The 25030-nt window shown below is 67.0% G+C and carries 23 protein-coding genes and 1 tRNA gene; 6 read left to right on the top strand and 18 right to left on the bottom strand.

The genetic code is table 11. The features are described from left to right. Positions 1–5 precede the first annotated feature (5 nt). From phnE to C8D03_RS22185, 3 genes are read right to left on the bottom strand one after another with little or no spacing between them, the layout of a single operon-like run. Positions 6–812 carry a phosphonate ABC transporter, permease protein PhnE gene (gene phnE / locus C8D03_RS22195; protein ID WP_108049756.1) on the bottom strand — a complete coding sequence of 269 codons (807 nt, stop codon included), beginning with the start codon at positions 810–812 and terminating at the stop codon, positions 6–8. After that, a complete protein-coding gene (locus tag C8D03_RS22190) occupies positions 809–1654 on the bottom strand; it encodes a phosphonate ABC transporter ATP-binding protein (protein WP_210203951.1) in 846 nt (281 codons plus the stop codon). The genes phnE and C8D03_RS22190 overlap by 4 nt, the downstream gene beginning before the upstream one ends. Further along, positions 1651–2520 (bottom strand): PhnD/SsuA/transferrin family substrate-binding protein, encoded by an 870-nt coding sequence (locus C8D03_RS22185; protein ID WP_108049754.1) that lies wholly within the window; start codon positions 2518–2520, stop codon positions 1651–1653. Before C8D03_RS22185 ends, C8D03_RS22190 begins: the two co-directional genes overlap by 4 nt. Before the next feature lie 163 nt (positions 2521–2683). Between C8D03_RS22185 and C8D03_RS22180 the strand changes: the two genes are divergently transcribed. From C8D03_RS22180 to C8D03_RS22160, 5 genes are all read left to right on the top strand, one after another. After that, entirely contained in the window at positions 2684–3826 is a 1143-nt protein-coding gene (locus C8D03_RS22180) for an alpha-D-ribose 1-methylphosphonate 5-triphosphate diphosphatase (protein WP_108051895.1), read from the top strand. Positions 3827–3924: 98 nt separating this feature from the next. Then, positions 3925–4242 (top strand): ArsR/SmtB family transcription factor, encoded by a 318-nt coding sequence (locus C8D03_RS22175; RefSeq protein ID WP_108049752.1) that lies wholly within the window; start codon positions 3925–3927, stop codon positions 4240–4242. A gap of 44 nt (positions 4243–4286) precedes the next feature. Beyond that, a complete protein-coding gene (locus tag C8D03_RS22170) occupies positions 4287–5672 on the top strand; it encodes an NAD(P)-binding domain-containing protein (RefSeq protein WP_108049750.1) in 1386 nt (461 codons plus the stop codon). Next, entirely contained in the window at positions 5672–6901 is a 1230-nt protein-coding gene (locus C8D03_RS22165; protein WP_108049748.1) for an MFS transporter, read from the top strand. The genes C8D03_RS22170 and C8D03_RS22165 overlap by 1 nt, the downstream gene beginning before the upstream one ends. A gap of 328 nt (positions 6902–7229) precedes the next feature. After that, a complete protein-coding gene (locus C8D03_RS22160) occupies positions 7230–8369 on the top strand; it encodes an alpha/beta hydrolase (protein ID WP_248308575.1) in 1140 nt (379 codons plus the stop codon). Positions 8370–8516: 147 nt separating this feature from the next. Here the strand turns inward: C8D03_RS22160 and C8D03_RS22155 are convergent, their stop codons facing one another. From C8D03_RS22155 to C8D03_RS22125, 7 genes are all read right to left on the bottom strand, one after another. Then, entirely contained in the window at positions 8517–9356 is an 840-nt protein-coding gene (locus C8D03_RS22155; RefSeq protein WP_108049744.1) for an MBL fold metallo-hydrolase, read from the bottom strand. Positions 9357–9370: 14 nt separating this feature from the next. After that, the gene (locus C8D03_RS22150) at positions 9371–10171 is read right to left on the bottom strand and encodes a TatD family hydrolase (protein WP_108049742.1); all 801 of its coding nucleotides are present in this window, start codon (positions 10169–10171) and stop codon (positions 9371–9373) included. Next, complete coding sequence (metG, locus tag C8D03_RS22145) at positions 10171–11730, bottom strand: methionine--tRNA ligase (protein ID WP_108049740.1); 1560 nt, start codon at positions 11728–11730, stop codon at positions 10171–10173. The genes C8D03_RS22150 and metG overlap by 1 nt, the downstream gene beginning before the upstream one ends. A gap of 20 nt (positions 11731–11750) precedes the next feature. Further along, positions 11751–12824 (bottom strand): DNA polymerase III subunit delta', encoded by a 1074-nt coding sequence (locus C8D03_RS22140; protein WP_108049738.1) that lies wholly within the window; start codon positions 12822–12824, stop codon positions 11751–11753. Positions 12825–12910: 86 nt separating this feature from the next. Next, the gene (gene tmk / locus C8D03_RS22135) at positions 12911–13561 is read right to left on the bottom strand and encodes a dTMP kinase (RefSeq protein WP_108049736.1); all 651 of its coding nucleotides are present in this window, start codon (positions 13559–13561) and stop codon (positions 12911–12913) included. Positions 13562–13569: 8 nt separating this feature from the next. Beyond that, positions 13570–14754 carry a D-alanyl-D-alanine carboxypeptidase family protein gene (locus C8D03_RS22130; protein ID WP_248308574.1) on the bottom strand — a complete coding sequence of 395 codons (1185 nt, stop codon included), beginning with the start codon at positions 14752–14754 and terminating at the stop codon, positions 13570–13572. Positions 14755–14871: 117 nt separating this feature from the next. Continuing rightward, positions 14872–16080: a septal ring lytic transglycosylase RlpA family protein gene (locus C8D03_RS22125; RefSeq protein ID WP_248308573.1), complete on the bottom strand. Its 1209-nt coding sequence runs from the start codon at positions 16078–16080 to the stop codon at positions 14872–14874. A 413-nt stretch (positions 16081–16493) separates the two neighbouring features. Here C8D03_RS22125 and C8D03_RS22120 point away from each other — a divergent pair. Then, a tRNA-Ser gene (locus C8D03_RS22120) sits at positions 16494–16583 on the top strand. Positions 16584–16843: 260 nt separating this feature from the next. On the opposite strand, the gene proX is transcribed toward C8D03_RS22120, so the two are convergent. The 8 genes from proX to C8D03_RS22080 form a co-directional block, all read right to left on the bottom strand. Further along, positions 16844–17884, bottom strand: a complete 1041-nt coding sequence (gene proX / locus C8D03_RS22115) for a glycine betaine/L-proline ABC transporter substrate-binding protein ProX (RefSeq protein WP_108049732.1) — start codon at positions 17882–17884, stop codon at positions 16844–16846. 80 nt (positions 17885–17964) lie between these two features. After that, positions 17965–18912 carry an ABC transporter permease gene (locus tag C8D03_RS22110; RefSeq protein WP_108049730.1) on the bottom strand — a complete coding sequence of 316 codons (948 nt, stop codon included), beginning with the start codon at positions 18910–18912 and terminating at the stop codon, positions 17965–17967. Next, complete coding sequence (locus C8D03_RS22105) at positions 18909–20078, bottom strand: quaternary amine ABC transporter ATP-binding protein (protein WP_108049728.1); 1170 nt, start codon at positions 20076–20078, stop codon at positions 18909–18911. Before C8D03_RS22105 ends, C8D03_RS22110 begins: the two co-directional genes overlap by 4 nt. Before the next feature lie 78 nt (positions 20079–20156). Then, positions 20157–20471, bottom strand: coding sequence for an NIPSNAP family protein (locus C8D03_RS22100; protein ID WP_108049726.1), 315 nt, complete (start codon positions 20469–20471; stop codon positions 20157–20159). Next, positions 20468–21313, bottom strand: a complete 846-nt coding sequence (locus C8D03_RS22095; protein ID WP_108049724.1) for an alpha/beta fold hydrolase — start codon at positions 21311–21313, stop codon at positions 20468–20470. The genes C8D03_RS22100 and C8D03_RS22095 overlap by 4 nt, the downstream gene beginning before the upstream one ends. A gap of 4 nt (positions 21314–21317) precedes the next feature. Continuing rightward, positions 21318–22415: an LLM class flavin-dependent oxidoreductase gene (locus C8D03_RS22090; protein ID WP_108049722.1), complete on the bottom strand. Its 1098-nt coding sequence runs from the start codon at positions 22413–22415 to the stop codon at positions 21318–21320. 31 nt (positions 22416–22446) lie between these two features. Next, positions 22447–23958, bottom strand: a complete 1512-nt coding sequence (locus tag C8D03_RS22085; protein ID WP_108049719.1) for an aldehyde dehydrogenase — start codon at positions 23956–23958, stop codon at positions 22447–22449. Beyond that, positions 23955–24956: a flavin reductase gene (locus C8D03_RS22080; RefSeq protein WP_108049717.1), complete on the bottom strand. Its 1002-nt coding sequence runs from the start codon at positions 24954–24956 to the stop codon at positions 23955–23957. The genes C8D03_RS22085 and C8D03_RS22080 overlap by 4 nt, the downstream gene beginning before the upstream one ends. Between the last annotated feature and the right edge of the window lie 74 nt (positions 24957–25030).

Raw genomic sequence — 25030 nt, 5'->3', positions numbered from 1 at the left:
GAGCGCTAGAGAATGCGCCGCCGCAGCGTAGCACCGACCTGCTCGACCGCCACGACCAGCGCAAACACCGCCAGGATGATCGTCAGTGCGGTATCGTAGTCGAACAGGTCGAAGGCGACCTTGAGCTCGACGCCGATGCCACCCGCCCCGACCAGCCCGAGCACCACCGAGGCCCGCGTCGCCTTCTCCACGCAAAACAGCGAGGTCGCGATGAAGGAGGGCATGGCGTTCGGCACCACCGCCGAGAAGATCAGGCCGGTCTTGCTCGCGCCGATGGCCGAGAGCGCCTCGCGCGGGCCCTTGTCCGTCTCCTCCATCGCCTCTGCGAAGAAGCGTCCGGCATAGCCGATCGTGTCGATCATCAACGCGAGCACGCCGGCCGCAGGCCCCAACCCGACGGCGATAACGAAGAACAGCGCCCAGATCAGGTCCGGCACCGTGCGGAAGAAGGCGATCAGCCCGCGCGCCAGCACCCGGACGACGGGATGCGGGGAGAGCCCGTCGGCGGCCAGGACCGCAAGCGGGAAGCTCAGGATCAGCCCGAGCACACAGCCCGACACAGCCATCTGGAAGGTGGTGGCCAGCGACCACAGGATCGAATCGAGCCGCGACAGATCCGGCGGGAACATCCGTCCGAGGATGTTGCCCATATAGGGCACGCCCCGGATCAGCTTCTCGGCCGACAGTTCGGAGCCGCTGAACGACCAGACCACCAGCGCCAGGGCCAGAAACGAGCCGATGAAGGTCGCCGCGCTCGGCCGCGCGAAGCGGTCGGTCGTGGCGGCGAGGCGAGGGGAGGCTGAGAGGCTCATGCGAGCGCCGCCACCGGCGCGGTTGCCGGCTCAAGAGCAGCAGGCGCGTCGCCCGCCTCTTCGAAGAAGGCCGCGAGTTCGTCCTCGTCGCAATGCAACGCCCGGCGGTCGAGCGCGATTCCGCCCTGACTCAAACCCACGATCCGGTCGGAGAAGCGCAGCGCATGGGCCATATGGTGCGAGACGAAGACCAGGCTCAGCCCCTTGTAGCGGGTCAGGCGGAACAGCAGTTCCATGACCTCGCGGCCGGCGCGCGGATCAAGGCTGGCATCGGGCTCGTCGGCCAGCACGAGCTCCGGGCGCTGCATCAGCATGCGCGCGATCGCGACGCGCTGCGACTGGCCGCCGGACAGGGAATCGGCGCGCTGAAGTGCCTTGTCGGCAAGGCCGACCGCGTCGAGACAGGCCATGGCCTCTTCGCGCACCGCGGCGGGCGCCAGCGATTGCGCCCAGGTGCGCAGGCCCGAGCGGCGCGACTGCACGCCATGCACCACATTGGACAGCGCGCTCAGGCGCCCGACGAGATTGTGCTTCTGGAAGACGACGCCGACGCGCGCCCGAAAACGCTTCAGCGCCGTGCCGCGCAGCCCACCGACCGTCTCGCCCAGCACCGAGATGCGCCCCGCATCGGCCTCGGCGAGACGCACGATCATGCGCAGCAGCGTCGACTTGCCGGTGCCGTTGGCACCGATCAGCGCAAGCGACTCACCGGCCGGAACCGTCAGGTCGAGGCTGCGGATGATCGTGCGCGGGCCGAAGCTCTTGCGCAGACCGGCGATGGCGATGACGGGGGAGGGCTCCTCCGTCATCGCGGGGATGGCGTCGAGCCGTACCACGGTCACTCGATGAACTTGTTGAATTCGGTGATGCCGATCGTGGCGTAGATCGCCCGGACATAGTCGTAGTCGGTGTCTTTGACGTCCGGCAGGAAGACGCCGCCGAGGAACTTGCGGTTGTCGTCCGTGCCCGTGGTGACGGCCTTCATCAGGTCGCCGCCATGTTCGAGGAAGGCCTTGCGCATCTTGGCCACGACCTCGGGCTTCACCTTCGGGCTCGCGATCATCACGTCGTTGGGAAGATCGCGGCCACGCGCCACCACGGCGAAGCCGGTCTTGGTGTCGCTCTCGCGGATGCGCTGCAGATGGGTCAGGTTGAGGCCGATGGCGCCGATGTCGCCACGCTTCATCGCCTCGACCGCGACGTTGCGCTTCACGAAGATCGGCTTGTAGTCGACATTGTATTTCAGGCCGGCATCGGCCAGCGCCTGCGCCGGGCCGAGATGCTGTGAGGACGAGCCGATTTCGCCGAAGGAGATCGTCTTGCCCTTCAGATCGGCGACCGACTTGACCGGTCCGGAAGCCAGGACGACAACCTGCGCGAAATAGTCCGGCCGCTGCCAGCCGACCACCGGCACCGCCTGGGTGCGCGCCTTGAACACCACATATTCCGCCGGGCCCGTCAGCACGAAATCGACCTGACCGGCCGCCATCGCCTCGACCGCGGCGGTGCGGCCGGAGACGGCGAAGAACTGGACCTTCACATCGGCCACCTTCTCCAGCGCGGCCTTGAAGGGCCCGAACTCGCGCTGGAGGGACTCGGCACCGTCGATGTCGGTCACGGCGAAGCGGATCGCCTCCTGCGCCTGGACGGCAGGCACGGACAGCAGCGCGGCAGCGGCGACAAGCGCACAGGTCAGCGTCTTCAGCATCGCGGTTCTCCTTTGGGATCTGCGGCGGCGGTAAGCCTGCGGCATGACGGAGCGGTGACGCCCGCGCCACGCTTCGATGACAATCCGTGTCATTCATTCGTCATGGGCAGGCCTCATGGCCCGTCCCCCTGCGGCGCAGCCGCCGGCTGCGGAAGAGGGCGAGATGGCGATTCACATCACGGGCGGACGGGTGCTGCTCGACGACCTCGCCAGCGCCGACATCGTGACCGACGGCGCCGTCATCGCCGCGCTCGACGGCCGGGCCCCACCCGCGGCGCTGCGCCTCGATGCTACCGGCCTTCTCGTGCTGCCCGGCATCGTCGACTGCCATGGCGATGCCTTCGAACGCCATATCATGCCGCGCCCCGGGGTCGCCTTCGACGTCGACCTGGCCCTGCGTGATGCCGACCGCGCCCTGCTCGCCAGCGGGATCACCACGGCCTTCCATGGCGTGACCTGGTCCTGGGAGCCGGGGCTGCGCAGTTCTGCGAATGCCCGCCGCCTGTTCGAGCGCATCGCCGTCCTTGCGCCGGAACTCGGCGCCGATACGCGCTTCCATCTCCGCCACGAGACCTTCAATCTCGATGCCGAGCCAGAGATCCTGGACTGGCTCGCCACCGGCCGCGTCGGGCTGCTCGCCTTCAACGACCACACCGAAGGCACGCTGAAGACCCGCCACCGCCCGGAGAAGGTCGGCAAGATGGTCGAGCGCTCGGGCCTCTCCGCCGACGCCTTCGCCGCGCTGGTCGAGCGCGTCTATGGCCGCAAGAACGAGGTCGCCGGCTCCTTGACCCGGCTGGCGGCGGCCGCTCGGGCCCATGGCGTGCCGATGCTCTCCCATGACGACATGACGCCGGAGATGCGGCGCTGGTATCGCGGCCTCGGCGTCGCGGTAGCGGAATTCCCGATCGACGAGGCGACCGCGCGCGAGGCGGCCGAGCATGGCGAGGCCATCGTCTTTGGCGCTCCCAATGTGGTGCGCGGCGGCTCGCATACAGGCTGCCCGACGGCTGAGGAGATGGTGCGCGCCGGCCTCTGCACCATCCTCGCCTCGGATTATTACTACGCGGCGCTGCTGCTGGCGCCTTTCATCCTCGCGCGAAACGGCTCCGCCGCTTTCGCGGATGCATGGGCTCTGGTCTCGAAGGCGCCCGCCGAGGCCTTCGGACTGCATGACCGCGGCGTCATCGCGCCGGGCAGGCGGGCAGACCTGGTGCTCGTCGAAGACACCGTCCATCCACGCGTCGTCGCCGTCATCGCCGCAGGAAAACTGATCTATCTGAGCGATCAGGCCGTGCTCGCCTGAGCCGCTCCATAAGGGCTTCCGCCTGCGCTGCCAGTTTCATTTCGACAAAACCAGAAATATAGTTTGACGGCAGACTCGGCCCCGCTCATCATTGCGGCATGAACACGAATGATGCGGCATCACGGCTCGAAGCGCTGGGCAACCCCACCCGGCTGTCGCTCTATCGCATGCTCGTCAAGGCGGGCCATGCCGGCCTCTCGGTCGGAGAATGCCAGCAGCGGCTCGATATCGCCCAGTCGACGCTCTCCTTTCATCTGAAGGCGTTGATCCATGCGGGTCTGGTCACACAGGAGCGGCAGAGCCGAACGCTGATCTGTCGCGCCAATTACGATGTCATGAATGCGCTGGTCGGCTTCCTCGTCGACGAGTGCTGCGTCGACGAGCGTTGCCGGACCGCAGCTTCGGACGTCGCCTGAATTTGCCAATCATTTCGATAATTCCGGATATGCGGGAGGGTATCATGACGAAGACGATCGCGATCATCGGGGCTGGGCCCACAGGCCTCGCGACCGCCGCCCATGCAATCGAGCGCGGGCTGACGCCGCTCGTTTTCGAGCGCGGCCCGGCTGTCGGCCATGCCGTGCGCCAATGGGCTCATGTGCCGATGTTCTCGCCCTGGGCGTATAACATCGATGCCGCGGCGGCCCGGCTGCTCGCGGGCAGCGGCTGGCCCCCGCCGCCACGCGACACCTACCCGACCGGCGGCGATCTGCTGACGCGGTATCTGATTCCGCTCGCCGGACTGCCCGGGCTCGGGCAGGCGCTCCGGCTCGGGGCAGACGTCACCGCCATCTCCCGGCACGGCTTCGACAAGGTCAAGACCGCAGGACGAGACGGCGCCCCCTTCATCATCCGCTACCGGCAGCGAGGCGAGGACAAGACCGAACAGGTCGACGCCGTCATCGACGCCTCCGGCACCTGGCTCTCCCCCAATCCCGCTGGTTCGTCGGGTCTCCCGGCCATCGGCGAGCGGGAGGCCGCAGGGCAGATCAGCTATGGCATGCCGGACGTGCTCGGCTCGGCCGCCGCGCGCTATGCCGGCCGCCGCATCGCGGTGATCGGCGGCGGCCATTCGGCCATCGGCACGCTGACGGCACTGGCCGAGCTGAAGGGCAGGGCACCCGCCACGCACATTGCCTGGCTCTATCGCGGGGCCCGCCTCGCCAACGCCTTTGGCGGCGGCGCGGCCGACCAGCTCGCGGCCCGCGGCGAACTCGGAACCCGGATCGCAAATCTGGTCGCGAGCGGCCTCGTCTCGGTCGAGACCGCCTTCCGGCTGGAGACGATCGGCCGGCAAGGCAGCGCGCTGCGGCTGGCCAGCGATGACGGCCGTGTCGTCGAGGCGGACGAACTCGTCGTCGCCACGGGCTTCAGGCCCGATCTCGACTTTCTGCGCGAAGTGCGGGTCCAACTCGATCCGGCCCTGGAATGCACGCCGGCCCTGGCGCCGCTGATCGATCCGAACGAACATTCCTGCGGCACGGTCCGACCGCATGGAGCAGCCGAGCTTGCCCATCCCGAGCAGGGCTTCTACATCGCCGGTATGAAATCATACGGGCGCGCTCCGACCTTCCTGCTGGCGACCGGCCATGAGCAGGTTCGTTCGATCGTCGCCGCGGTCGCTGGCGACCACGAGGCGGCAAGGCGCGTGGAGCTGGTCTTACCCGAGACCGGCGTGTGCAGTGCGACGCCCGGCGGGCCGGGAGAGGCCACGTCGGGCTGCTGCGGCGGGCCTGCACCGGCGGCCCGCGATGCCTGCTGCACCGAGGATGCCGTGGCGAAGGATGAGGGCAAGGCGGGCTGCGGCTGCGGCTCGCCGGCCGGGCGCGAGATCGTCGAAGCCTGATGTCCAGCTTGCCCAGCCCGACGCCAGCGCCGGGACGCCCCGGCGACCTTCCTCTCATCCTCGCGCTCGGCGTGACCCAGGTGATCGGCTACGGCGCGCTGTACTATGCCTTCGCGGTGCTGGCGCCGCGCATCACCGCGAGCTTCGGCTGGGCGCCGGAATGGACCTATGGCGGCTTCGCCGCCGGGCTGCTGGCCGCTGGCCTGGTGGCGCCGGCCGCCGGCCGCCTGATCGACAGCTACGGGACGCGGCTGGTGATGAGCACGGGCTCAGCGCTGGCGGGGCTGGCGCTGTTCGCACTCGCCGAGGCGAGGGGGCCGATCAGCTATTTCGCGGCGATGATCGTGCTGGAAGCCGTCGCCACGATGGTGCTCTACGACGCGGCCTTCGCCGCCCTGACGCAGGCGCGCGGGGCCGGCGCCCGCCGCTCCATCAGCCAGCTCACGCTGATCGGCGGCTTCGCCTCGACGCTGTTCTGGCCGCTGACCACGGTGCTGCTGGACCAGTTCGACTGGCGCGAAATCTACCGCATCTACGCCGTGCTGCAATTCGCGCTCTGCGTGCCGTTGCATCTGTTCCTGCTGCCGGGCCGGGTGCACCCGGCCGCCCATGCCGCGCCGGCAGGCCCGACGGGGCAGGTCACCACCAGCGATTATCTCCATGGCGACGCGCGGCGCTCGGCCTTCCTCCTGCTCGCGCTCGCCTTTTCCCTGCAAGGTTTCGTAGTCTCGGCGATGTCGGTGCACATGCTGACGATGCTGCAGGGGCTGGGCCTGAGCGCAGCCGTCGCTGTCGGCATCGGGGCGATGGTCGGCCCGTCCCAGGTCGCCGGGCGGCTGGTCGAAATGCTCTTTGGCACGGCGCTCCAGCCGGTGACCACGGCCTGGGTCTCCGCACTGTTGATGCCGCTGGGCTTCATGCTGCTGCTCGTCGGCGGCATGACGGCCACGCTGGCCGGGCTGTTCGCGATCGCCTATGGCATCAGCATGGGTCTGAGCTCGATCGTGCGCGGAACCGTGCCGCTGCAACTGTTCGGGCCGGCCGGCTATGGCGCGATGCTGGGCAAGCTCTCCGCGCCGGGTCTCGCGATCAAGGCGGCGGCACCACTCGCCTTTGCGGTGCTGATCGAGCGGGCCGGGCAGGTGCCGAGCATGCTGCTGCTGATCGCCTTCTCCGGGATGGCGGCGCTTGCCCTGTTCGCGCTCGCCCGGAAGGTCAGTCCAGCCTGAACGCGACGCAGCGTCGCTTGAAGCACACGCAATCCGCCGATGCTGTTTCGTCGATGAATCCGGGCAGCCCGGCTCTATCGGCAACAGAGCGACCGCATTCTCGACACGACCGATCGGTTCCTGGTTCGACGTCCGTCAGACGAACGGTCGGATTCGAGCCGAAAACAGCGATGCTGCGACAAATCGCGATTAGCATGCGACTTACCACTTGATTTTATCTTCGCGGAGCGGCTTCCCTAAAACTGTTCCAGTTGCGTCCGTTGCCTTGTGCGAGATTTGACCCATGCGGTTGTCGTCGAGAGCGGTGAGGGGGGGCGGCCTGGCCGCCTTGGCAAAGCGCGTCTGCATCGGCTCGGTCGTCATGGCCTCGCTTCTGGCGGCAGGATGTGGTTCGCGGCCCGAGGAGGGCTTTCTCGCACCCGTCGCGGAGATCGACCCCGGCTCGACCGCTCATACCTTGCTCGTGGCAACGACCCGCAAGCGCGACGACCGCCCGGGCACTCTGTTCAACGGCGAACGCAGCACACCCCTGGACTTCGCCAAGATCGTCGTTTCGGTGCCGGAGAAGCATGCCCAGGGCGAGGTCGAATGGGCGTCGACAGCGCCGGGCAGCTCGAAGACCGATTTCGTCGTCCGTCAGGCCAACTATCTCGACGACGAAAAGGCCTTCGTCAGCACGCTGAATGCGCAGCTCGCCGCCAGGCCGAAGGGCAAACGCAACGTCTTTCTCTTCATCCACGGCTACAACACGATGTTTGCCGAGGGTCTCTATCGCTTTGCGCAGGTCGTTCACGATGCCCAGGCGCCGGGGGTGCCCGTGCTGTTCACCTGGGCGTCGCGCGGGCAGGTGACGCAGTACGTCTATGACACCAACAGCGCCACGGCGGCCCGCGACGATCTCGAACGCACCATCCGGCTGCTCTTCGCCAGCAATGCGGAGCAGGTGAACATCTTGGCGCATTCCATGGGCAACTGGGTAACGGTCGAGGCGCTGCGCCAGATCCGCATCTCCGGTGGCCTGCCGCACGTGTCCAAGCTCGGACGGCTCGTCCTTGCAGCCCCCGACATCGACATCGACGTCTTCAAGTCGCAGATGCGGCGCTTCGGCAAGCCGGCCAAGCCCTTCTTCATCGTACTCTCGAAAGACGACAAGGCGCTCGGAGCCTCGAACTTCCTGGCAGGGGGCACGAGCCGGCTGGGTGCGGCGTCGGATTCGGACGAACTGGCGGCTCTGGGCGCCATCGTGGTCGACATGACAGACGTCAAAGGGCTCGATTCCAGCAACCACGGCAAATTCGCGCAGCTCGCGGCTGTGGCGCCGCGCCTGAACGCGGTGCTCGAAGGCGGCTTTACGACGCCGCGATCCTCGGCCAACGCCGAAGAGATCGCCAGCGGATCGCTTGAAGCGATCGTCAAGCTGCCGATCACCATCATCGGCGCCCCGTTCCGGCTGATCGCCGGGCGCTGAACACGCCGTCGCGTGTTTCGATCGCCGATGTCCGGCAGGGCAGGCCAAACGACGCCGGAAAGCCATGCCGGAAAGGCTTGGCGCAAGCTCCGGCCTCAACCCCGGCCGAGCGTCGACCATTGATTCGCATAAGACATATTATGGAACCTAAACTGATGCCGCCCCGGGCTTTTCGATCTCTGAGCCAAGTGCCACCCGGACGGTCATGCCATCGAACGCGACGTCAATGCCGGGCGGCAACACTTTGAGAAGACGATTGTAATCGAGATCGGAATGCAGGTTCGTCAAGATCGCCCGTTGCGGCTGCAACTCGGCGATCGCCGCCAGCGCCTGCGCCAGGTTGAAATGGCTCGGATGCGGTGTTTCGCGCAGGCAGTCGAGGATCAGGATGTCGAGCCCGGCGAGCGCCGCCTTGGCCCGCGGCGGCATCAGGCTGACATCGGGCACATAGCCGACACCGCCGAAACGGAAGCCCAGCGCCTCGTAATTCGGACCATGCTCGACGGCGATGGGCAGCGCGACGATCTCGCCGCCGGCGCCCCGGACCGTCACGGCCGCTCCAGCCGTCAAGGGTCGCCAGTCGAGGATCGGCGGATAGGCGCTGCCGGCCGGCGTCTCGAACAGATAGGAGAAGCGTTGGGTCAACGAGCGCGTCGTCGCAGCATCGGCATGCACGACGACACGCCGCCGGTTGTGCAGCACGAGCGAGCGCAGGTCGTCGATGCCATGGGTATGGTCGGCATGGTCGTGGCTGAACAGGACGGCATCGAGATCGGGCACCGCGGCATCGACCAGTTGCTCGCGCAGGTCCGGCGAGGTGTCGACGATCAGCCGCGTCGTGCCGGCCGCCCCGCTGCGCTCGACCAGGATCGAGCAGCGCCGCCGGCGGTTCCTCGGTTCGGACGGGTCGCAGGCGCCCCAGCCGGCGCCGGGCCGGGGCACGCCGCCGGAAGAGCCGCAACCGAGGATCGTGAGCGTCTGGGTCATGACCGTGCGCTGTTTCAGGCCACCTGCGCCACCGGCGCGGCATGGTCCATTTTCCAGTAGCAGCGGCGCGCATTCGCCGTGGTCAGAGCCGCGACCTCGTCGAAGGAGGCGCCGATTGTCTCGCCCAGAACCTTTGCCGTCTCAACGACATAGGACGGCTCGTTGCGCTTGCCCCTGAACGGAACGGGCGCGAGATAAGGCGCATCGGTCTCGACCAGCAGGCGCTCGCGCGGCACCATCCGGGCGATTCGGCGCAACTCCTCCGACGTCTTGAAGGTGAGAATTCCGGAGAAGGAGATGTAGAGCCCAAGCTCGACGCCGGCCAGCGCCAGGGCTTCGCCGGCGGTGAAGCAGTGCAGGATGGCGGGGAAGGCGCCCTTCCCCATCTCCTCGCGCAGGATCGCGATCATGTCGTCATCGGCCTGACGGGCATGGATCACCAGCGGAAGCTGTGTCAGCCGGGCGGCGGCGATGTGAACGCGCAAGCCTTGGGCCTGCGCCTCGCGCGGGCTCTTGTCGTAGTGATAGTCGAGCCCGGCCTCGCCGATGGCGACGCAGCGCGGATGCGCCGACAGCGCCACGAGCTGCTCAGGCGTCACGTCGAGCTCCTCATGGGCGCCGTGGGGATGCGTGCCGACGCTGCACCAGACGGACGCAAAGCGCTCGGCGATCGCCGCATAGGCGGCAAAGCGCGCGACCCGCGTCGAGATCGTGACCATGCGGCCGACGCCGGCTGCCTCGGCCCGCGCGACGTAACCGTCCAGCTCCTCGGCGAAATCCGGGAAGTCGAGATGGCAGTGCGTATCGATCAGCATCAGGCGCCCTCGCCGGCCTCCGGCTCGACATAGCGCGGGAAGATGCCGCTCGGTGCGGGCAGCGCCGTGCCGGCCGTCAGCCGGCCGCTCGCACCGAGCGTGGCGAAATCGCGCACATCGGAAGCGACGCCCAGCAGATCGAGCAGCTTGCCCATGGCGGCCGGCATCACTGGCTGGACCAGGATCGCGACCTGCCGCAGCACCTCGGCGGTGACGTAGAGCACCGTGTCGCGCCGCGCAGGGTCGCTCTTCGACAGGCGCCAGGGCTCGTTGGCGGCGAAATAGCGGTTCGCTTCTGCCACCACCGCCCAGATCTCGGCGAGCACGACATGGAGCGCGAAATCCGTCATGGCGCCACGCGCCTTCGCCAGAGCCCCGTCGGCGAGCGCCAGCATGGCCACGTCGCCCTCCGTCAGCACGCCGCAGGCCGGCACCTTGCCCTCGCAGTTCTTCGCGATCATCGACAGCGAGCGCTGCGCCAGATTGCCGAGATCGTTAGCGAGGTCGGCATTGATCCGCCCCACGATCGCGTCGTGGCTGTAATTGCCGTCCTGGCCGAAGGAAACCTCGCGCAGGAAGAAATAGCGCAGCTGGTCGACGCCATAGGCATCGGCCAGTTCGAAGGGGTCGACGACATTGCCGAGCGACTTCGACATCTTCTCGCCCTTGGTGAGCAGGAAGCCGTGGCCGAAGACGCGCTTGGGCAGGGGCAGCCCGGCCGACATCAGGAACGCCGGCCAGTAGACCGCGTGAAAACGCACGATGTCCTTGCCGATGATGTGGACATCGGCCGGCCAGTAATGCGCGCGCGGGTTCGCCGGATCGGGGAAACCCGTCCCGGTGACATAGTTGTTCAGCGCATCGACCCAGACGTACATAACATGCTTCGGATCGCCCGGCACGGGCAGACCCCAGTCGAAGGTCGTCCGGCTGATCGAGAGATCCTCGAGCCCGCCCTTCACGAAGGAGACGATCTCGTTCCTGCGCGTCGGCGGGGAGACGAAGTCCGGCACCTCCTCGTAGAGACTCAAAAGCCGATCCTGATAGGATTTGAGGCGGAAGAAATAGCTCTCTTCTTCGACCCATTCGACCGGCGTGCCCTGTCCGCCGAGGCGTGTGCCGTCGGGCAGGAGCGTCGTCTCCTCCTCGCCGTAGAAGGCCTCGTCGCGCACCGAATACCAGCCGGAATATTTGGCGAGATAGATGTCGCCATTCGCCTCCATCCGGCGCCACAGTTCCTGCGTCGAGGGCACATGGTCGGGATCGGTGGTTCGGATGAAACGGTCGAAGGAGCAGCCGAGCCGCTCTTCCATCTGCTGGAAGCGCCCGGCGATGCCGTCGACGAAGTCTTTCGGCGACAACCCGTTCTGTGCCGCAGTCCGCTGCACCTTCTGGCCGTGCTCGTCGGTTCCCGTCATCGCGAAGACGTCGTACCCGTCGAGCCGCTTGAAGCGCGCGATCGCGTCCGACGCCACCATCTCATAGGCGTGGCCGATATGCGGCGGCCCGTTGGTGTAGTGGATCGCTGTCGTCAGGTAGAATTTCGGGGCCGTGGCCATGGTCGATCCGGAAGTTCGCTTCACGCTGCGCGCGAGCGGGCAACCGCATCCGACAGATCATGAAACATGGTCATTACGAGCGGGCGGCGGTCGAGATTATAGGTTTCGACATCGCGGGCCGCACGCCCCAGCTTGTCCCATACCTCCGCCAGCGGTGCAAGACGCGCCGGTTGCGCCGCCGCATGCGCATGGAGATGGTCGGAGAGCCAGCTCTGCACCGTTTCGATCATGATCGAAAAATCGCTCTCGCCCGCCTTGCCGGCGACATCCTCGGCCAGTGCCATCAGCGCGTTCAGGTCGATGCCGGGCAGCGCGTCGAGCCGCGCCCGCACCGCCTCGACCAGCGCCAGCGTCTCGGGGTCGACATAGGTCAGCGCACGCCGCACCGAGCCGTCGGCGAGCCGCGCCGCGCGCGTCAGGGCCGAGGCGTCGAACGGGCCGCCCATCCGCTCCAGCGCGACCATGCCGGCCTGCGCCACCTGCGCCTCGTCGAGCGCGCCGAACGTCATCAGCCGGCAGCGCGAGCGGATCGTCGGGAGCATGCGGCCGGGCGCATGCGCAACGATCAGGAACAGCGCCCGCGGTGGCGGCTCCTCCAGCAGCTTGAGCAGCGCATTGGCGGATGGGCGCTCCATATCCTCGGCCGAATCGACGATACAGACGCGCCAGCCCCCCTCCGCGGCACTCGAGCCGAAGCGGTCGAGCACGCGCCGGACGAAATCGACAGGAATATTGCTGGTGTAGCCGGGCTTTCCATCAGGCCTCGGGCCACGCTTCAGCAGGTGCAGGTCCGGATGTGACTGCGCCATCACCCGCCGCGTCGCAGGGTCACCCTCGGGCATCGCCAGCGAGGTCGCGCCCACGGCCCGACGCGTCGGATCGCCCGACGCCAGCACGAACCGCGCGGCGCGATAGGCGAAGCTCGCCTTGCCAATGCCCTCCGGCCCGCCAAGCAGCCAGCCATGGTGCATCCGGCCCGAAGCCAGCGCCGCCAGGAAGGCCTGCTCCTGCGCCTCGTGCCCGATCAGCGCCAGCGTCTCGCGCGGATGCGGCGCGCTCGGCAGGCGGTCGGGTTCGTCGCTGGTCTGGAGCATAGGGCCGGTCTCTCGTCGCGGAACTCTCGTTGGAAATCCCGGACGTGTTTGGTCCGCCCTGCCCGCGAGAGCAAGCCCCCGCTATCTTAGGCGACCTGCGGTGCCGGCAGGCGCTCGCGGATGGCGGTCCAGGCGGCCTGCGCCAGCACGGCTGGAGGCTGCGCCGCATCGAGCACGACGCAACGCGACGGTTCCCTTTCGGCAATGGCGAGATAGGCCTGCCGCAGCGTGCGATGGAATGCCAGCGTCTCGCTTTCGAAACGGTCGCTGCCCTCGCCTGGCGCCCGGCGGCGCGCCGCACGCGCAAGCCCGATGGTCGGGTCGAGATCGAGGATCAGCGTCAGGTCGGGCATCAGCCCGTCGATCGTGACGGCTTCGAGTTCGGCCAGCAGCCCCGCATCGATGCGGCCAAGCGCGCCCTGATAGACCCGGGTCGAATCGATGAAACGATCGCAGATCACCCATTCGCCCCGCTGCAGCGCCGGGCGGATCAGGCGGTCGATATGGTCGATGCGCGCGGCCGAGAACATCAGCGCCTCAACGAAGGCGCCGTGCTGCTTCACCCGCCCCGAGAGGATCGCCTCGCGGATCGCTTCCGCCTTGGGCGAGCCGCCCGGCTCGCGCGTTACGCTTACGCGCAGGCCGAGCGCCTCGACGCGGTCCGCCAAGCTGCGCGCCAGCGTCGATTTGCCCGCCCCCTCCCCGCCCTCGAGCGTGATGAAACGTCCCGGTGCCATGCCCGGGCTCAACTGCGGCCCAGCGCCTTGCGGACCCAGCCTGTAGCAGCCTCCATCAGCGCGTCGAGCGCGCGGCTCTGCAACGTGCCGGCCTGCACCGTCTCGGCCGCATAAAGCGGGATGTCGAGCGTCTTGACTTCGCCGCGCGTGACCAGGAGCCGCGCCACTTCCGCTCCCTCCTGAACCGGAACCGTCAACGGCCCGCGATAGACGATGCGCGCATTCAGGCGCTCACTGCTGCCACGCGGCAGCAGCAGGGCGACCGGCCCCTTGGCCTTGAGGGCAATGCGCCCCTTCTCGCCGCCGAACACGCTGGCCTCGCCAACGACCTCGCCGGCCTCGAAGATCCGGCGCGGCTCGAAGGCGCGAAAACCCCATTCCAGCAGCTTGCGCGACTCGTTGGCGCGGTCGCGCGCGGTCTTGAGACCGTTGACGACGACGATCAGGCGCTGACCGTTCTGCACCGCCGAACCGACGAGGCCGAAGCCGGAATCGTCGATATTGCCGGTCTTGAGCCCGTCCGCGCCGATATCCATCGTCAGCAGCGGGTTGCGGTTCTGCTGCTTGATCTTGTTCCAGGTGAATTCGCGCTGCCCGAAAATCTTGTAGAGTTCCGGATAGGTCTTGATGATGTGGTCGGAGAGCAGCGCCAACTCGCGCGCCGTGACCTTCTGCTGCGGATCGCCCATCCCGGTCGCGTTCCGAAAGACCGACTTCGTCAATCCGATCGCCCTGACACGTTCGGTCATGATCCGGGCGAAGGTCGCCTCGTCGCCGGCGACAGCCTCGGCCAGCGCGATCGAGGCGTCGTTGCCGGACTGGACGATGATGCCGTGCAGGATGTCGGAGAGCTTCACCCGGCTGTTGAGCTGGGCGAACATGGTCGAGCCGCCGGAGACGCCGCCGCCCTTGCGCCAGGCGTTCTCCGAAATGCCGATCTCGCTGTCGAGCGTCAGCCGACCCTGCACGATCTCCTCGAAGGCGACGAGCGCAGTCGCGATCTTGGCGAGGCTCGCCGGCACCATCAGTTCGTCGGCCGCCTTCTCGTAGAGAACGGTGCCGCTGGCGGAGTCGAGCAGCACGGCGAAGGGGGCGGGCGACTGGAAGCCCTGCGCGAGCGCCACAGGCGCAGCGAGGATAGCGGCGAGGGCAGCGGCAAGTGCGAGCCCTGCGGCCAGCCGCTGCGCTCGCACGCCGATCCGGCTGCGCCGCCATGCGGGCGGGGATGGGATCCTGTCAGAGATGGGACGGGACGCGCTCATCGCCGATCTGAAGCAGAGCCGGGCGCGCCGGGTCAAGGCGCGAACGGTTCAATTCCGCGACAGCGGCTGCAAAGGCTGCGGCAGGAGAGCCTGGTTGAGCGGATGCGACGCCGCGAAACGCTGCGTCGGCGCGCGCTCCGGCGCGGCGAACAGGCTCGCCACGGTGTTCCGGCTCGGCGGCAGCGTCGAGCGGATCACGGCCGGAACCAGAACCGGCTTGCCGGCGTTTGCTATCGTGTCGAGATCGAAGGGACGGCTCGGAGGCAGCGGCGCGCCCCGGACCGGGACACCGGCGACCGACGAGGTCGAGACCAGCGAAGCGGCCACCGGCGTGCCAGGCGAGATCGTCCGCACGGTTTCGGCTGACGCGGTCGAATAGCTTTGCGGCGCATAGGCCTGAGCCGGCGCGGCGGAAGCCGTGGAATAGCTCTGGGCGACCGGCCGGGATGTGGCCTGCTCCTCGACAACCGCGGGCGTTTCGTCGAGATCGGCACTCTGCGAGCGCCCTGCCCCAACCGGGGCGGAGCTTGCGACCATGGTGCGGGCGCTGGTGCCCGGGATCGCGGCCGGCTGGCCATCGGTCCGCAGCGTCGCCAGCAGCAACTTGTCGTCCGAGCCGCCGAGCGAGGCCTGGCCGAGATATTCGAGCTTGATCCGCGCCGTGCCGAGATGGCGGAAGGCCAGCGCCTCGGCGGTTTTCTGCGAAACGTCCATGACACGGCCGCCATGATAAGGGCCGCGATCATTCACCCGCACGATGATGGAGCGGTTGTTGAGCATGTTGGTGACGCGGGCATAAGCCGGCAGCGGCATCGTCGGATGCGCCGCGCTGATGCCGTGGCGGTCATAGACCTCGCCATTGGCGGTGCGGCGACCATGGAACGCCTCGCCATACCAGGAGGCAGTGCCGACGGCCGTATAGCCGACAGGCTTGTCGTAAGGCGTGTAGCGCTTGCCGGCGACGGAATAGGTCTTGCCGATCAACTGACGGCCGCCGCCCTTCGGCACCTCTTCGCCCTCGGCAACGACGCGCTGGCTGGCCGGGCCGTATTTCGACTGCGGGAACGCGCCGATTTCCTTCGACTTGCCGCGACGCGCGACCTGATCGTTGGCGCAATTGGCAAGGAAGAGACCGGCGAGCGCGACGCAGCCGAGGCGCAGGGCGCGGGTCGTGAGATCGGAGGAAGGCGGGGCGTGGCCCGTATCGGTCGCTGCGGAAAGGGTTCCCGGTGCCGAAGGGCGAGCGCCTCGCATCATGCCGTCGTTCCGCTTTCTGCGCCGAAAACCCAAAGGCCGGCCGAGCCGCGACAGCGGCGAAGCCAGAGTTTTCGGTCAATCCTGTTAAGGGATCGTTAGCGCCGGGCGACGAGTCGCGACAGCGTCAACGGGCTATCCCCGTCTGCCCTTGAGCGGGCACAAAGGTGTCGGAAATGCGGCAACTGTCAACCCGGTCCCCTCCGAGGCCGGTTTTCGCGAGCGCCGCAGCGTCTTTCAGACGCGCCGTGACATCGCCGCCACGCCCCCATCAACCCCGCCGCAATGACCGGCGCGCAAGAAGAGCGGGAGCTGAGCCGGAAGCCGCTCCGCCTGCTTGCTGATGAAAGTCCGGACGCGTTCCGTGCTGACGGCGCTTGCCAAACCGCTCCGTGCCCGGCAATGACTGCGGCACAGGAAGGGTGGCCGAGTGGTTTAAGGCAGCGGTCTTGAAAACCGCCGTGGGTGCAAGCCCACCGTGGGTTCGAATCCCACCCCTTCCGCCAGAAATCACTGAAATCATTGATTAAATGGTATTTTTTGGCAACGAGATGATCTCTCGCCTCAATATTCACCCCAACCGCCGCTGCCACTTGCTTGGCTCGAAAATTCGTTCTGACGCACTCCGTTAGCCAGTCCGCGTCCCCGGAAGAGCACTGGGCGCGGCAAAACAAAGACCGGGCATAGCTATATTTTACAGCTCGTATTTCCGTCGCATTATCGGGGGACCGCGACTTCTCGACCACGGCCCCCCGGAAACAGTGCACTAGACGGCCGCCTTGGCCTTGCTCACCCAGCCGTCGAACATCGCCTTGTTCTGCGAGATCCACTCATCGGCCATGCGGTTCACGTTGGCGCTGCTGGCTCCGTTCTTGTTGATGTTGAACTCCCAGGCCGACCAGGTCGCCAAGGGGAACTTGATCTGCTCGATCAGTGCCTTGATCGCCGGATTGGCCGCGACGAACGCCTTGTTCGCGACGGAGGCCCAGTTCCACGACGACATCGCCATCCGACAGGGGTCGGCGCCGCCGGCGCAGCCCTTGACGCCGGGCACCAGGGCCGAGCCACGGTTGGGCACATTCGGCGGCAGCGCGTCTTCGGGCGTCGGCAGCCAGACGACATCCTCACCCGGGATCATCGCATTGTTCACCCAGGATGGGCTCCAGGCGTAGAAGAAGGCCGGCTCGCCGCGTTTCACCCGCGCCACGGCCTCGACCATCAGCGTCTCGTACTTGCCACGCACCGAGCGGACGGTGTCCTTGAGGCCGAACTTCTCAAGCTGGAAATCGACCACGTCGCCGCAGCTCCAGCCCGGGTCGCAGTTGATCAGGTCGGCGCGCCCATCCTTGCCGAACAGCGCGGCCAGCTTGGGGTCCTTCATCTGCGCCAGCGTGGTGATGTTGTGCGCGGTCGCGGTCTTCTTGTCCATCAGGTAGCCGTTGATGCCGCCGCCGACGATCATGCCGGTACCGATCAACTCGGCCTGCTTCTCGACCGCGCGGAAGGCAGGCTCGCGCTGGGGCATGTTGACGTCGGTCGCGAGGTCGAGGTCGCCCTGCCCCGCCGCCTGGAAGAACAGCGTCGTGTTGAGCGTCGAGATTTTCACCTCGTAGCCCAGCTCCTTCATCGCCCGGCTGATGATCTGGGCGGTGACGTAATTGGCGCCGAGGCTGTCGCTCTGGGCGTAGCGCACGGTCTTGCCCTTGCCCGGCAGCGCTTGGGCGAATGCCGCCCCATGTAGCGTGACGGCAGCGAGCGCCGCGGCTGCAACGGTCTTGATAAACGGCTTGGCTGACAGGCTGATCATCGCGTTCTCCTCTTTGAGTGTGACTGGTTCTGGTCCCCTGCCCGCCTTTTGCGGGCGGGTTCTTCGTCGAAACGGACGGATCAAGCCGCCTGCCGGTTCGCCCCCGCCGCGGTCTCGGCGGCAATCTCCTCGCGCGGCCTTCCCCGCAGCAGACGCGTCAGCGCCTGAAGCAGCGGCGCGCGCTGGCCGCGCTTGGGCTCGGCGAGTTTCTGGGTGATGCGGTCGAGCATCATCGCCAAAAGGACGATGGCGATGCCGCCGACGGCGGCGCGACCGACATCGAGGCGCCCAAGGCCCTGGAGCACGACGAGACCCAGGCCCTCCGCGCCGATCATCGCGACGACGACCGACATCACCATCGCCGTCAGCACGGTCTGGTTGAGGCCGCCGAGGATGGTCGGGATCGCCAGCGGCAGCTGGATTTCCCAGAGCAACTGGCGGCGATCGGCGCCGAAGGCGAGGCCTGCCTCGACGATCTCGTGCTCCACCATGCGGATGCCGAGATTGGTGAAGCGGATCAGTGGCGGCGCCGCGGCCGTGACGACGGCGACCTCGCCCGGCACCGTGCCGACGCCGAACAGCATCACCACCGGCACCAGGTAAACGAAGGTCGGCGTGGTCTGCATGATGTCGAGGATCGGGCGGACGATGTGCCAGATCCGATCGCTGCGGGCGCAGAGAATTCCGATCGGGATGCCGATCAACGCACAGAACACGATCGCGGTCGCGATCAGCGACAGGGTGGTCATCGCCTCGGCCCAGACGCCGAGCATGGCGATCACGATCAAAGAGACGACACTGAAGATCGCGACTCCGATGCCCGCGCTGCGCCAGGCGATGAAGCCGACGATGACGAGCATCGCCGGGAACGGGATCGCATGCAGCACCCAGTCGTTGAAGCCGAGCAGGCTCTCGACCGGCCATTTGATCGCCTGGAACAGCGGCCGCAGGTTCAGCGCCAGCCAGCGGACGCCCTCCTGGATCCACTGGTCGATCGGAAAGATCGCGAGATCGTCAGCCTTGATCATGATGCTGCTCCCGGGGCCGGCAGGCTGGCGATGCGCGCGAGAATCTGTTCGGCGCCGAGCAGGCCGACCAGCCTGCCGCTGTCGTCGACGACGCCCACGGCACGATCGGCGCGATAGCTGCGCGCGACGTCGACGAGCTTGGTCGCTTCCGGCACGCAGACATAGGAGCGGCGCTGGTCCGGCAGTTCGCCGGTCGCCTGCAGCCGAGCGATCTCGGCTCCATCGAGCCCGGCGACGACATGTTCCTGGTGGTCGAGCAGGAAGCCGCCCTCGCCACCGCCGACGACAATGCCGGCTGGGCCGCGCCAGATCTCGGCTGGCTGCTTCATGACCGACCGGGCGTCGAACAGCCGCGCCCGGTCGACCTCGCGCGTGAAGGCCGCGACATAGTCGCTGCCGGGCTCGAGCACGATCGATTGTGGCGTGCCCTCGCGCACCAGCCGGCCTTCCGACATGATCGCGATGCGGGTACCGAGCTTCAGCGCCTCCTGGAAATCATGGGTGATGAACAGGATGGTCTTGTTGAACGTGCGCTGCAGGCGCAGCAATTCGTCCTGCATCTCGGTGCGGATCAGCGGATCGAGCGCGCTGAAGGCCTCGTCCATGATCAGGATGTCGGCATCGGTCGCCAGCGCCCGCGCAAGCCCGACGCGCTGGCGCATGCCGCCCGAAAGCTCATGCGGCAGGTGATAGCCCCAGCGTCCGAGCCCGACGACGGAGAGAACCTCCTCCGCCCGGCGGCGACGCTGGGCAGGAGCGACGCCACGCAACTTCAGCCCGAACTCGACATTCTCGATGACACGCTTGTTGGGCAGCAGCGCGAAATGCTGGAACACCATCGACATGCGCGTGCGCCTGACCTCGCGCAGCGCCTTCTCGCCGAGCGGCACGATGTCCTGCCCATCCAGCAGGATGCGCCCGGCACTCGGCTCGTTCAGCCGGTTGATGCAGCGGGCGAGCGTCGACTTGCCGGAGCCAGACAGGCCCATGACCATGTACATCGCGCCCGACGGCACGCTGAGCGAGACGTCGTCGAGCCCGACGACATGGCCGAGCTTTTCGGAGACGCTCTCCTTCGTGCCGCCCGCGCGCAGCATCCGCAGGGCCTCGGACGGATCCTTGGCGAAGACCTTGTAGAGGTTTTCGATACGCAGCCTTTCGCTCACCGCTATCCCCTTCTGGTTGTCTTGTGCGCTGTCTTGCGAGGCCGGCTTTCCGCCCGTTCTCCCGAGAGCGCCGCGCGATCAGCGCAGCGGCGAAAAATCCGTCGGCAGCAGGATCTTGTTCTCGGCCTGCTCGATATTCTCGGACAATCTGGGCAGAAAAGCCTGCCAGCGCGGATCGTCTGCCAGCGTCTGGCGCCGCTGCCGCCGATCCTCCAGATCAGCATAGGCCCACAGATGCGTGACCTGGCTCAAGGCGCCGATCTCGGTGGTGAAATAGCCGATGAGATGGCCGAGGATCGGCTGCTGGATCGCAAGCCCCTCCTCGCGCACCAGCTTCAGATAGGTGCCCATCCGGCCCGTGCGGATGCGATAGATGCGTTCCTCGACGATCACGCCTTGCCCCCCTCGTCCGTTCCCATGAGAAAGCCCCGCATCAGCGCCGCGACCTGATCGGGCGCCTCGTTCAGCAGGGAATGGCGCAGGCCCGGCAGGATATGCAGCCGCGAGCCGGTGATGCGCTCATGCATGTAGCGCGACATGCGCGGGTTGGAGCCCTGGTCGTGTTCGCCGGTGGCGATCAGCGTCGGCAGGCGGATCTGGTCGATCAGTCCGCCGAAATCGGTTTCGGCCAGCACGCGATAGGCCGCGGCGTAGCAATCGGGATCGTTCTGCGCATTGCGGCGGCGCAGTTCCGCGATCAACTCTGGATTGCGCGCCTGGAAATCCTCGGTCAGCCAGCGCGACAGCGAGGCGTCGTAATGCGAGCCACGGTCACCGGCCATGAGCGCGGCGAGCCGCGCCAGCACACGCTCGCTCTCCTCGTCGGTCCTCCCCGAGACCGTCGACAGCAGGACGAGCCGCCGCAGCCGCTCCGGATGGGTCAGCGCGAGGCGCTGCGCGATCAACCCGCCGAGCGAGAATCCGGCGAGATCGAAACGCCCGAAGCCGACATGATCGGCCAACGCCAGCACATCCTTCGTGAAATCGTCGATCTCATAGCGCCCCTTGAGCCGCTCCGAGCGGCCATGGCCGCGCAGATCGAAACTGAGTATGCGGAAGCTGTCGGAGAGACGCGCGATCACGCCGTCCCAGGCTTCGCAATAGGAGCCGACGCCGTGCACCAGCACGAGCGGCAATGCGCCCGTGCCGCTGACCCGGTAATTCAGCGCGACGTCATCGCGAACGAACGTTCCCGCGACATCCGGAAGAAGGGCGCAGGCAGCGAGCACCGTCATCTCGTCAGGCTCCGACCGCTGCCAGGTGCGGCCTGGCGACCTCCCGCTCCGCAGCCGCCTCGCGGGCGGCAAAGTGCGGCATGACCTCGTCGATGAAGAGCCGCAGCGCCCGCGCCTGGATTTCGAACGGGAGGTTGTAGGTCAGGCCCAGGCAGAACTGGTCGACACCGGCAGCCTCGTAGACTTCGAGCTTAGGGATGACCTCGTCTGGCGTGCCGAAGACCAGATTGTCCCTCAGGGCTGCTGGGTTGTAGTTGCCGCGGTTGGCGACAGCCTCGAAGGGAACGCCCTCGGGGAAACCGTCTTTAACGGTGCCGATGTTCTGCATCAGATTTTCGAAGTAGCGGCCGTAATCGACGCTGTAACGGACCATCCTCTCCCAATCATCCTTGCGATCATAGACACAGGTGCGCCGCTGCATCATGAAACGCGGCCGCGGACGTTCGGGATGGTCGGCACAGGCCTTGTTGAACTTGTCGGCCAGCACGCCGATCTCGGCCACCGGAGCCGAAAGCGGTGTCGAAAGAATGCTGGCGCCGATACCGACCGCCCAGTCGAAGGTGTCGGGATCTCGCGCGGCGATCCAGACGCGCGGATGCGGTTTTTGCAGCGGCTTCGGCACGGCCGCTGCAAGCGGGAACTTCCAACGGTGGCCGTCATGGGCGTAATCGCCCGCCCAGAGCTTCATCACCGCCGGCACGAGCTCGCGCATATAGGCGCCGCCCTCTTGCTGGGGCATGCCGCCGGCCATGCGGTCGAACTCATACTGATAGGCGCCGCGCGCGATCCCGAATTCGAGCCGGCCATTGGTCAGGTGGTCGCACAGAGCGGCTTCGCCCGCGAGGCGGATCGGGGACCAGTACGGCGCGACCAGCGTGCCGGTGCCGAGTCTGACGCGGCTCGTATGTTGAGCCAACCATGTCAGCGTCTGGAACGGATTGGGCGAGATCGTGCATTCGATCGTGTGATGCTCGGGCGTCCAGAGCGTTTCGAAGCCACCTTCGTCGGCCATGCGGGCGAGGGCCAGCATGTTCGACATCGTCTCCGCCATTGTGGCGTCGGGAGAAAAGCGCTCCATATTGAGCGAGAGAGCGAACTTCATCGGTTGCCTCCATAGAGCCGTTGAGAGCGCGTCAGCGCAGGCGAATGACGAACGGGTCCTGCATGGCGCCCGAGTAGTCGATCACCACGTTCTTCAGGCGCGAGAACTCGCGCATGACCTCGAAGCCGCCGCGGCGGCCGTAACCGCTCTTCTTCGTGCCGCCATTGGCGGACATGAAGGCTGCGGAGCGATAGGTATTGATCCAGACGGTGCCGGCCTCGACATGGCGTGCGAAGCGCATGGCGCGGTCGATGTCGCGGGTCCAGATGCCGGAGGCGAGCCCGTATTCGGTGTCGTTGGCGAGAGAGATCATCTCCTCCTCCGTCGAGAAGGGCACGACGCCGACGACTGGGCCGAAGATCTCGTTGCGCATGAAAGTCATGTCGTTGCGCGCTTCGGTGAGCACCGTCGGCTCGTAATACCAGCCGCGCGCCAGCGCCTCGTCCTGGGGTTTGCGCCCGCCGACCGCGACCTTGGCGCCCTCGCGCACGCCGGAGCCGACGAAGTGCTCGACCTTGTCGAGCTGCGCCGCGAGCGCGAGCGGCCCGATATCGGTGTCGTCTGCCATCGGATGGCCGACCTTGACCCGTTTCGTGCGCTCGACCAGCGCCTCGACGAAGCGCTCATAGACCGGCGCCTCGACGAAGCAGCGCGAGCCCGCCACGCAGGTCTGGCCAGCGGCGGCAAAGATGCCGGAGACGACGCCATTGACCGCGCGCTCGATATCCACGTCCGAGAACACGACATGGGGCGACTTGCCGCCCAGTTCCATCTGGCAGGGCACGAGATTGCCGGCAGCATTGCCGGCAATCTTGCGGCCCGTATCCGTGGAGCCCGTGAAGACGTATTTCGCGATGCCAGGATGGCGCGTCAGCGCATCGCCGGTCGTGACGCCGTCGCCGGTCACGACATTGACGACGCCCGGCGGAATGCCCGCCTCGATCACCAGTTCCGCCAGCGCCAGCGCGGAGGCGGTGGCATGTTCGGAGGGCTTGACCACGATCGTGTTGCCGATGGCGAGGCAGGGCGCGAGCGTGCCGGTCAGCATCATCAGCGGCGAGTTCCACGGGATGATCATCCCGACCACGCCGATCGGCTCGCGCAGGTTGAAGTTCAGCGTGTCGAGCTTGTTGACAGGGATCGTGTCGCCCTGGAGCTTGTCGGCCATGCCGGCGAAATAAGCGTAGGAATCCGGGATCGCCCGCATCTGGGCGCGCATCTCCTTGATCAGCTTGCCGTTGTCGCGGGATTCGAGCTGCGCGAGTTCCTCGGCATTGGCGAGAACGAGATCGCCAAGCCGGCGCACCAGTTTGCCCCGGTCCGTCTGCGTCATCCGCCGCCAGGCCGGGTTGATCAGCGCCGCCCGAGCCGAGCGCACGGCGGCGTCGACATCGCGCGCATCGCCTTGCGCGAACTCGTACCAAGGCTCGGCGGTGGTCGGATCGTAGCTCGGAACGTATCGACCGCTTTGCGGCGGCACGAACGCGCCGTCGATGAACAGCCCGATGCGCGAGCCCTGAAGGGTTTCGACCGTCGTCTTCATGATGCGCCGCCGCGCTCCCAGAGTTGTGGAATGCCGGCCCAGGCTTGCGTGTCCTCGACCATCGCGAAGCGCCCGCCATCGTGGGAATCGATGTAGATGCCGAAGCGGCGCCCGCTGCTCTCGCTGACATAGCGGCGCAGGACGCTGCGCGTTTCCCGCGTCAGAATCTGCTCGTAGGGCAGCTCGTCATAGCTGAAGAAGCGCACGCCATCGGGCAGCGGGACGCTGCCGGCATCACCTGCAAGCCTCGCCCGATAAACCAGATGGCCCGGGTCGCCATCGGCGACGTCGAAGACCGAATAGAGGAAGGTGTCCTCGGGCAGCAGCGGCAGGCTTTCGCCATTGGCGAGCGGCAGCCGGCCATCGACGATGCGGCGTGTCGCCTGCGGCAGGCTCCAGCCACCCCCGGCATCGCGGCAGAGCAGCAGCTTGCTGTCCCATTCGACAAGATAGTTCACGACCATGCTGCTCGAGGCGAGCCAACCCGGTGGCAGCGGATCCTTCACGGCGGCATAACGGCCGCGGCAGAAGGCCAGAGGCGCCGAGGGGCTGGTGCCGAAGGCCTGCACCTGGCCGATCAGCACGACATGATCCCCGGCCTCGACGCGCTGATGCACGCTGCAATCGAACCAGGTCAGGCAGTCACCGAGGATGGGCGCGCCGGTATGGACGCGGTCATAAGGGACGTTCGCGAATTTGTCGGCGGATTTGGAAGCGAAGAGGTTGGAGAGCTCCCTCTGCTCCTCCTGCAGCAGGTTGACGGCGAAGCTGTCGGCGGTGTCGAAGGCCGAAAAGCTCGACGCTCCCCTCCCGACGCAGACCAGCAACAAGGGCGGATCCAGCGAGACCGAAGTGAAGGAATTCGCCGTCATGCCGCGCGGGCGGCCCTCGGCGTCATGGGTCGTGATGACCGTGACACCGGTCAGAAAGGTGCCAAAGGCCCGACGCAAGGCGACGGGATCAATCGTAGCGGGCTGTTGGGGCGCCGTCGCCAGCATCGCCGGTCCTCTTCGGTGTCGTCACCAATGAAGAGAGGCTAGGCAGACCCAAGACGGTATTCTTCCTCCGATTC

Origin of the sequence: Bosea sp. 124, from assembly GCF_003046175.1 — a bacterium.
GTDB lineage: Bacteria > Pseudomonadota > Alphaproteobacteria > Rhizobiales > Beijerinckiaceae > Allobosea.
Note: the sequence above shows the minus strand (reverse complement) of the source record. Positions and strands in the feature narration are given on the sequence as shown.

Coding starts and splice junctions, on each gene's coding strand:
- proX (WP_108049732.1), bottom strand. CDS start 17,884: ATGATCAGCCTGTCAGCCAAGCCGTTTATCAAGACCGTTGCAGCCGCG.
- phnE (WP_108049756.1), bottom strand. CDS start 812: ATGAGCCTCTCAGCCTCCCCTCGCCTCGCCGCCACGACCGACCGCTTC.
- C8D03_RS22155 (WP_108049744.1), bottom strand. CDS start 9,356: ATGACCCAGACGCTCACGATCCTCGGTTGCGGCTCTTCCGGCGGCGTG.
- C8D03_RS22180 (WP_108051895.1), top strand. CDS start 2,684: ATGGCGATTCACATCACGGGCGGACGGGTGCTGCTCGACGACCTCGCC.
- C8D03_RS22150 (WP_108049742.1), bottom strand. CDS start 10,171: ATGCTGATCGATACGCACTGCCATCTCGACTTCCCGGATTTCGCCGAG.
- C8D03_RS22090 (WP_108049722.1), bottom strand. CDS start 22,415: ATGAAGTTCGCTCTCTCGCTCAATATGGAGCGCTTTTCTCCCGACGCC.
- C8D03_RS22185 (WP_108049754.1), bottom strand. CDS start 2,520: ATGCTGAAGACGCTGACCTGTGCGCTTGTCGCCGCTGCCGCGCTGCTG.
- C8D03_RS22125 (WP_248308573.1), bottom strand. CDS start 16,080: ATGATGCGAGGCGCTCGCCCTTCGGCACCGGGAACCCTTTCCGCAGCG.
- C8D03_RS22165 (WP_108049748.1), top strand. CDS start 5,672: ATGTCCAGCTTGCCCAGCCCGACGCCAGCGCCGGGACGCCCCGGCGAC.
- C8D03_RS22080 (WP_108049717.1), bottom strand. CDS start 24,956: ATGCTGGCGACGGCGCCCCAACAGCCCGCTACGATTGATCCCGTCGCC.
- C8D03_RS22140 (WP_108049738.1), bottom strand. CDS start 12,824: ATGCTCCAGACCAGCGACGAACCCGACCGCCTGCCGAGCGCGCCGCAT.
- C8D03_RS22110 (WP_108049730.1), bottom strand. CDS start 18,912: ATGATCAAGGCTGACGATCTCGCGATCTTTCCGATCGACCAGTGGATC.
- metG (WP_108049740.1), bottom strand. CDS start 11,730: ATGGCCACGGCCCCGAAATTCTACCTGACGACAGCGATCCACTACACC.
- tmk (WP_108049736.1), bottom strand. CDS start 13,561: ATGGCACCGGGACGTTTCATCACGCTCGAGGGCGGGGAGGGGGCGGGC.
- C8D03_RS22095 (WP_108049724.1), bottom strand. CDS start 21,313: ATGACGGTGCTCGCTGCCTGCGCCCTTCTTCCGGATGTCGCGGGAACG.
- C8D03_RS22085 (WP_108049719.1), bottom strand. CDS start 23,958: ATGAAGACGACGGTCGAAACCCTTCAGGGCTCGCGCATCGGGCTGTTC.
- C8D03_RS22175 (WP_108049752.1), top strand. CDS start 3,925: ATGAACACGAATGATGCGGCATCACGGCTCGAAGCGCTGGGCAACCCC.
- C8D03_RS22170 (WP_108049750.1), top strand. CDS start 4,287: ATGACGAAGACGATCGCGATCATCGGGGCTGGGCCCACAGGCCTCGCG.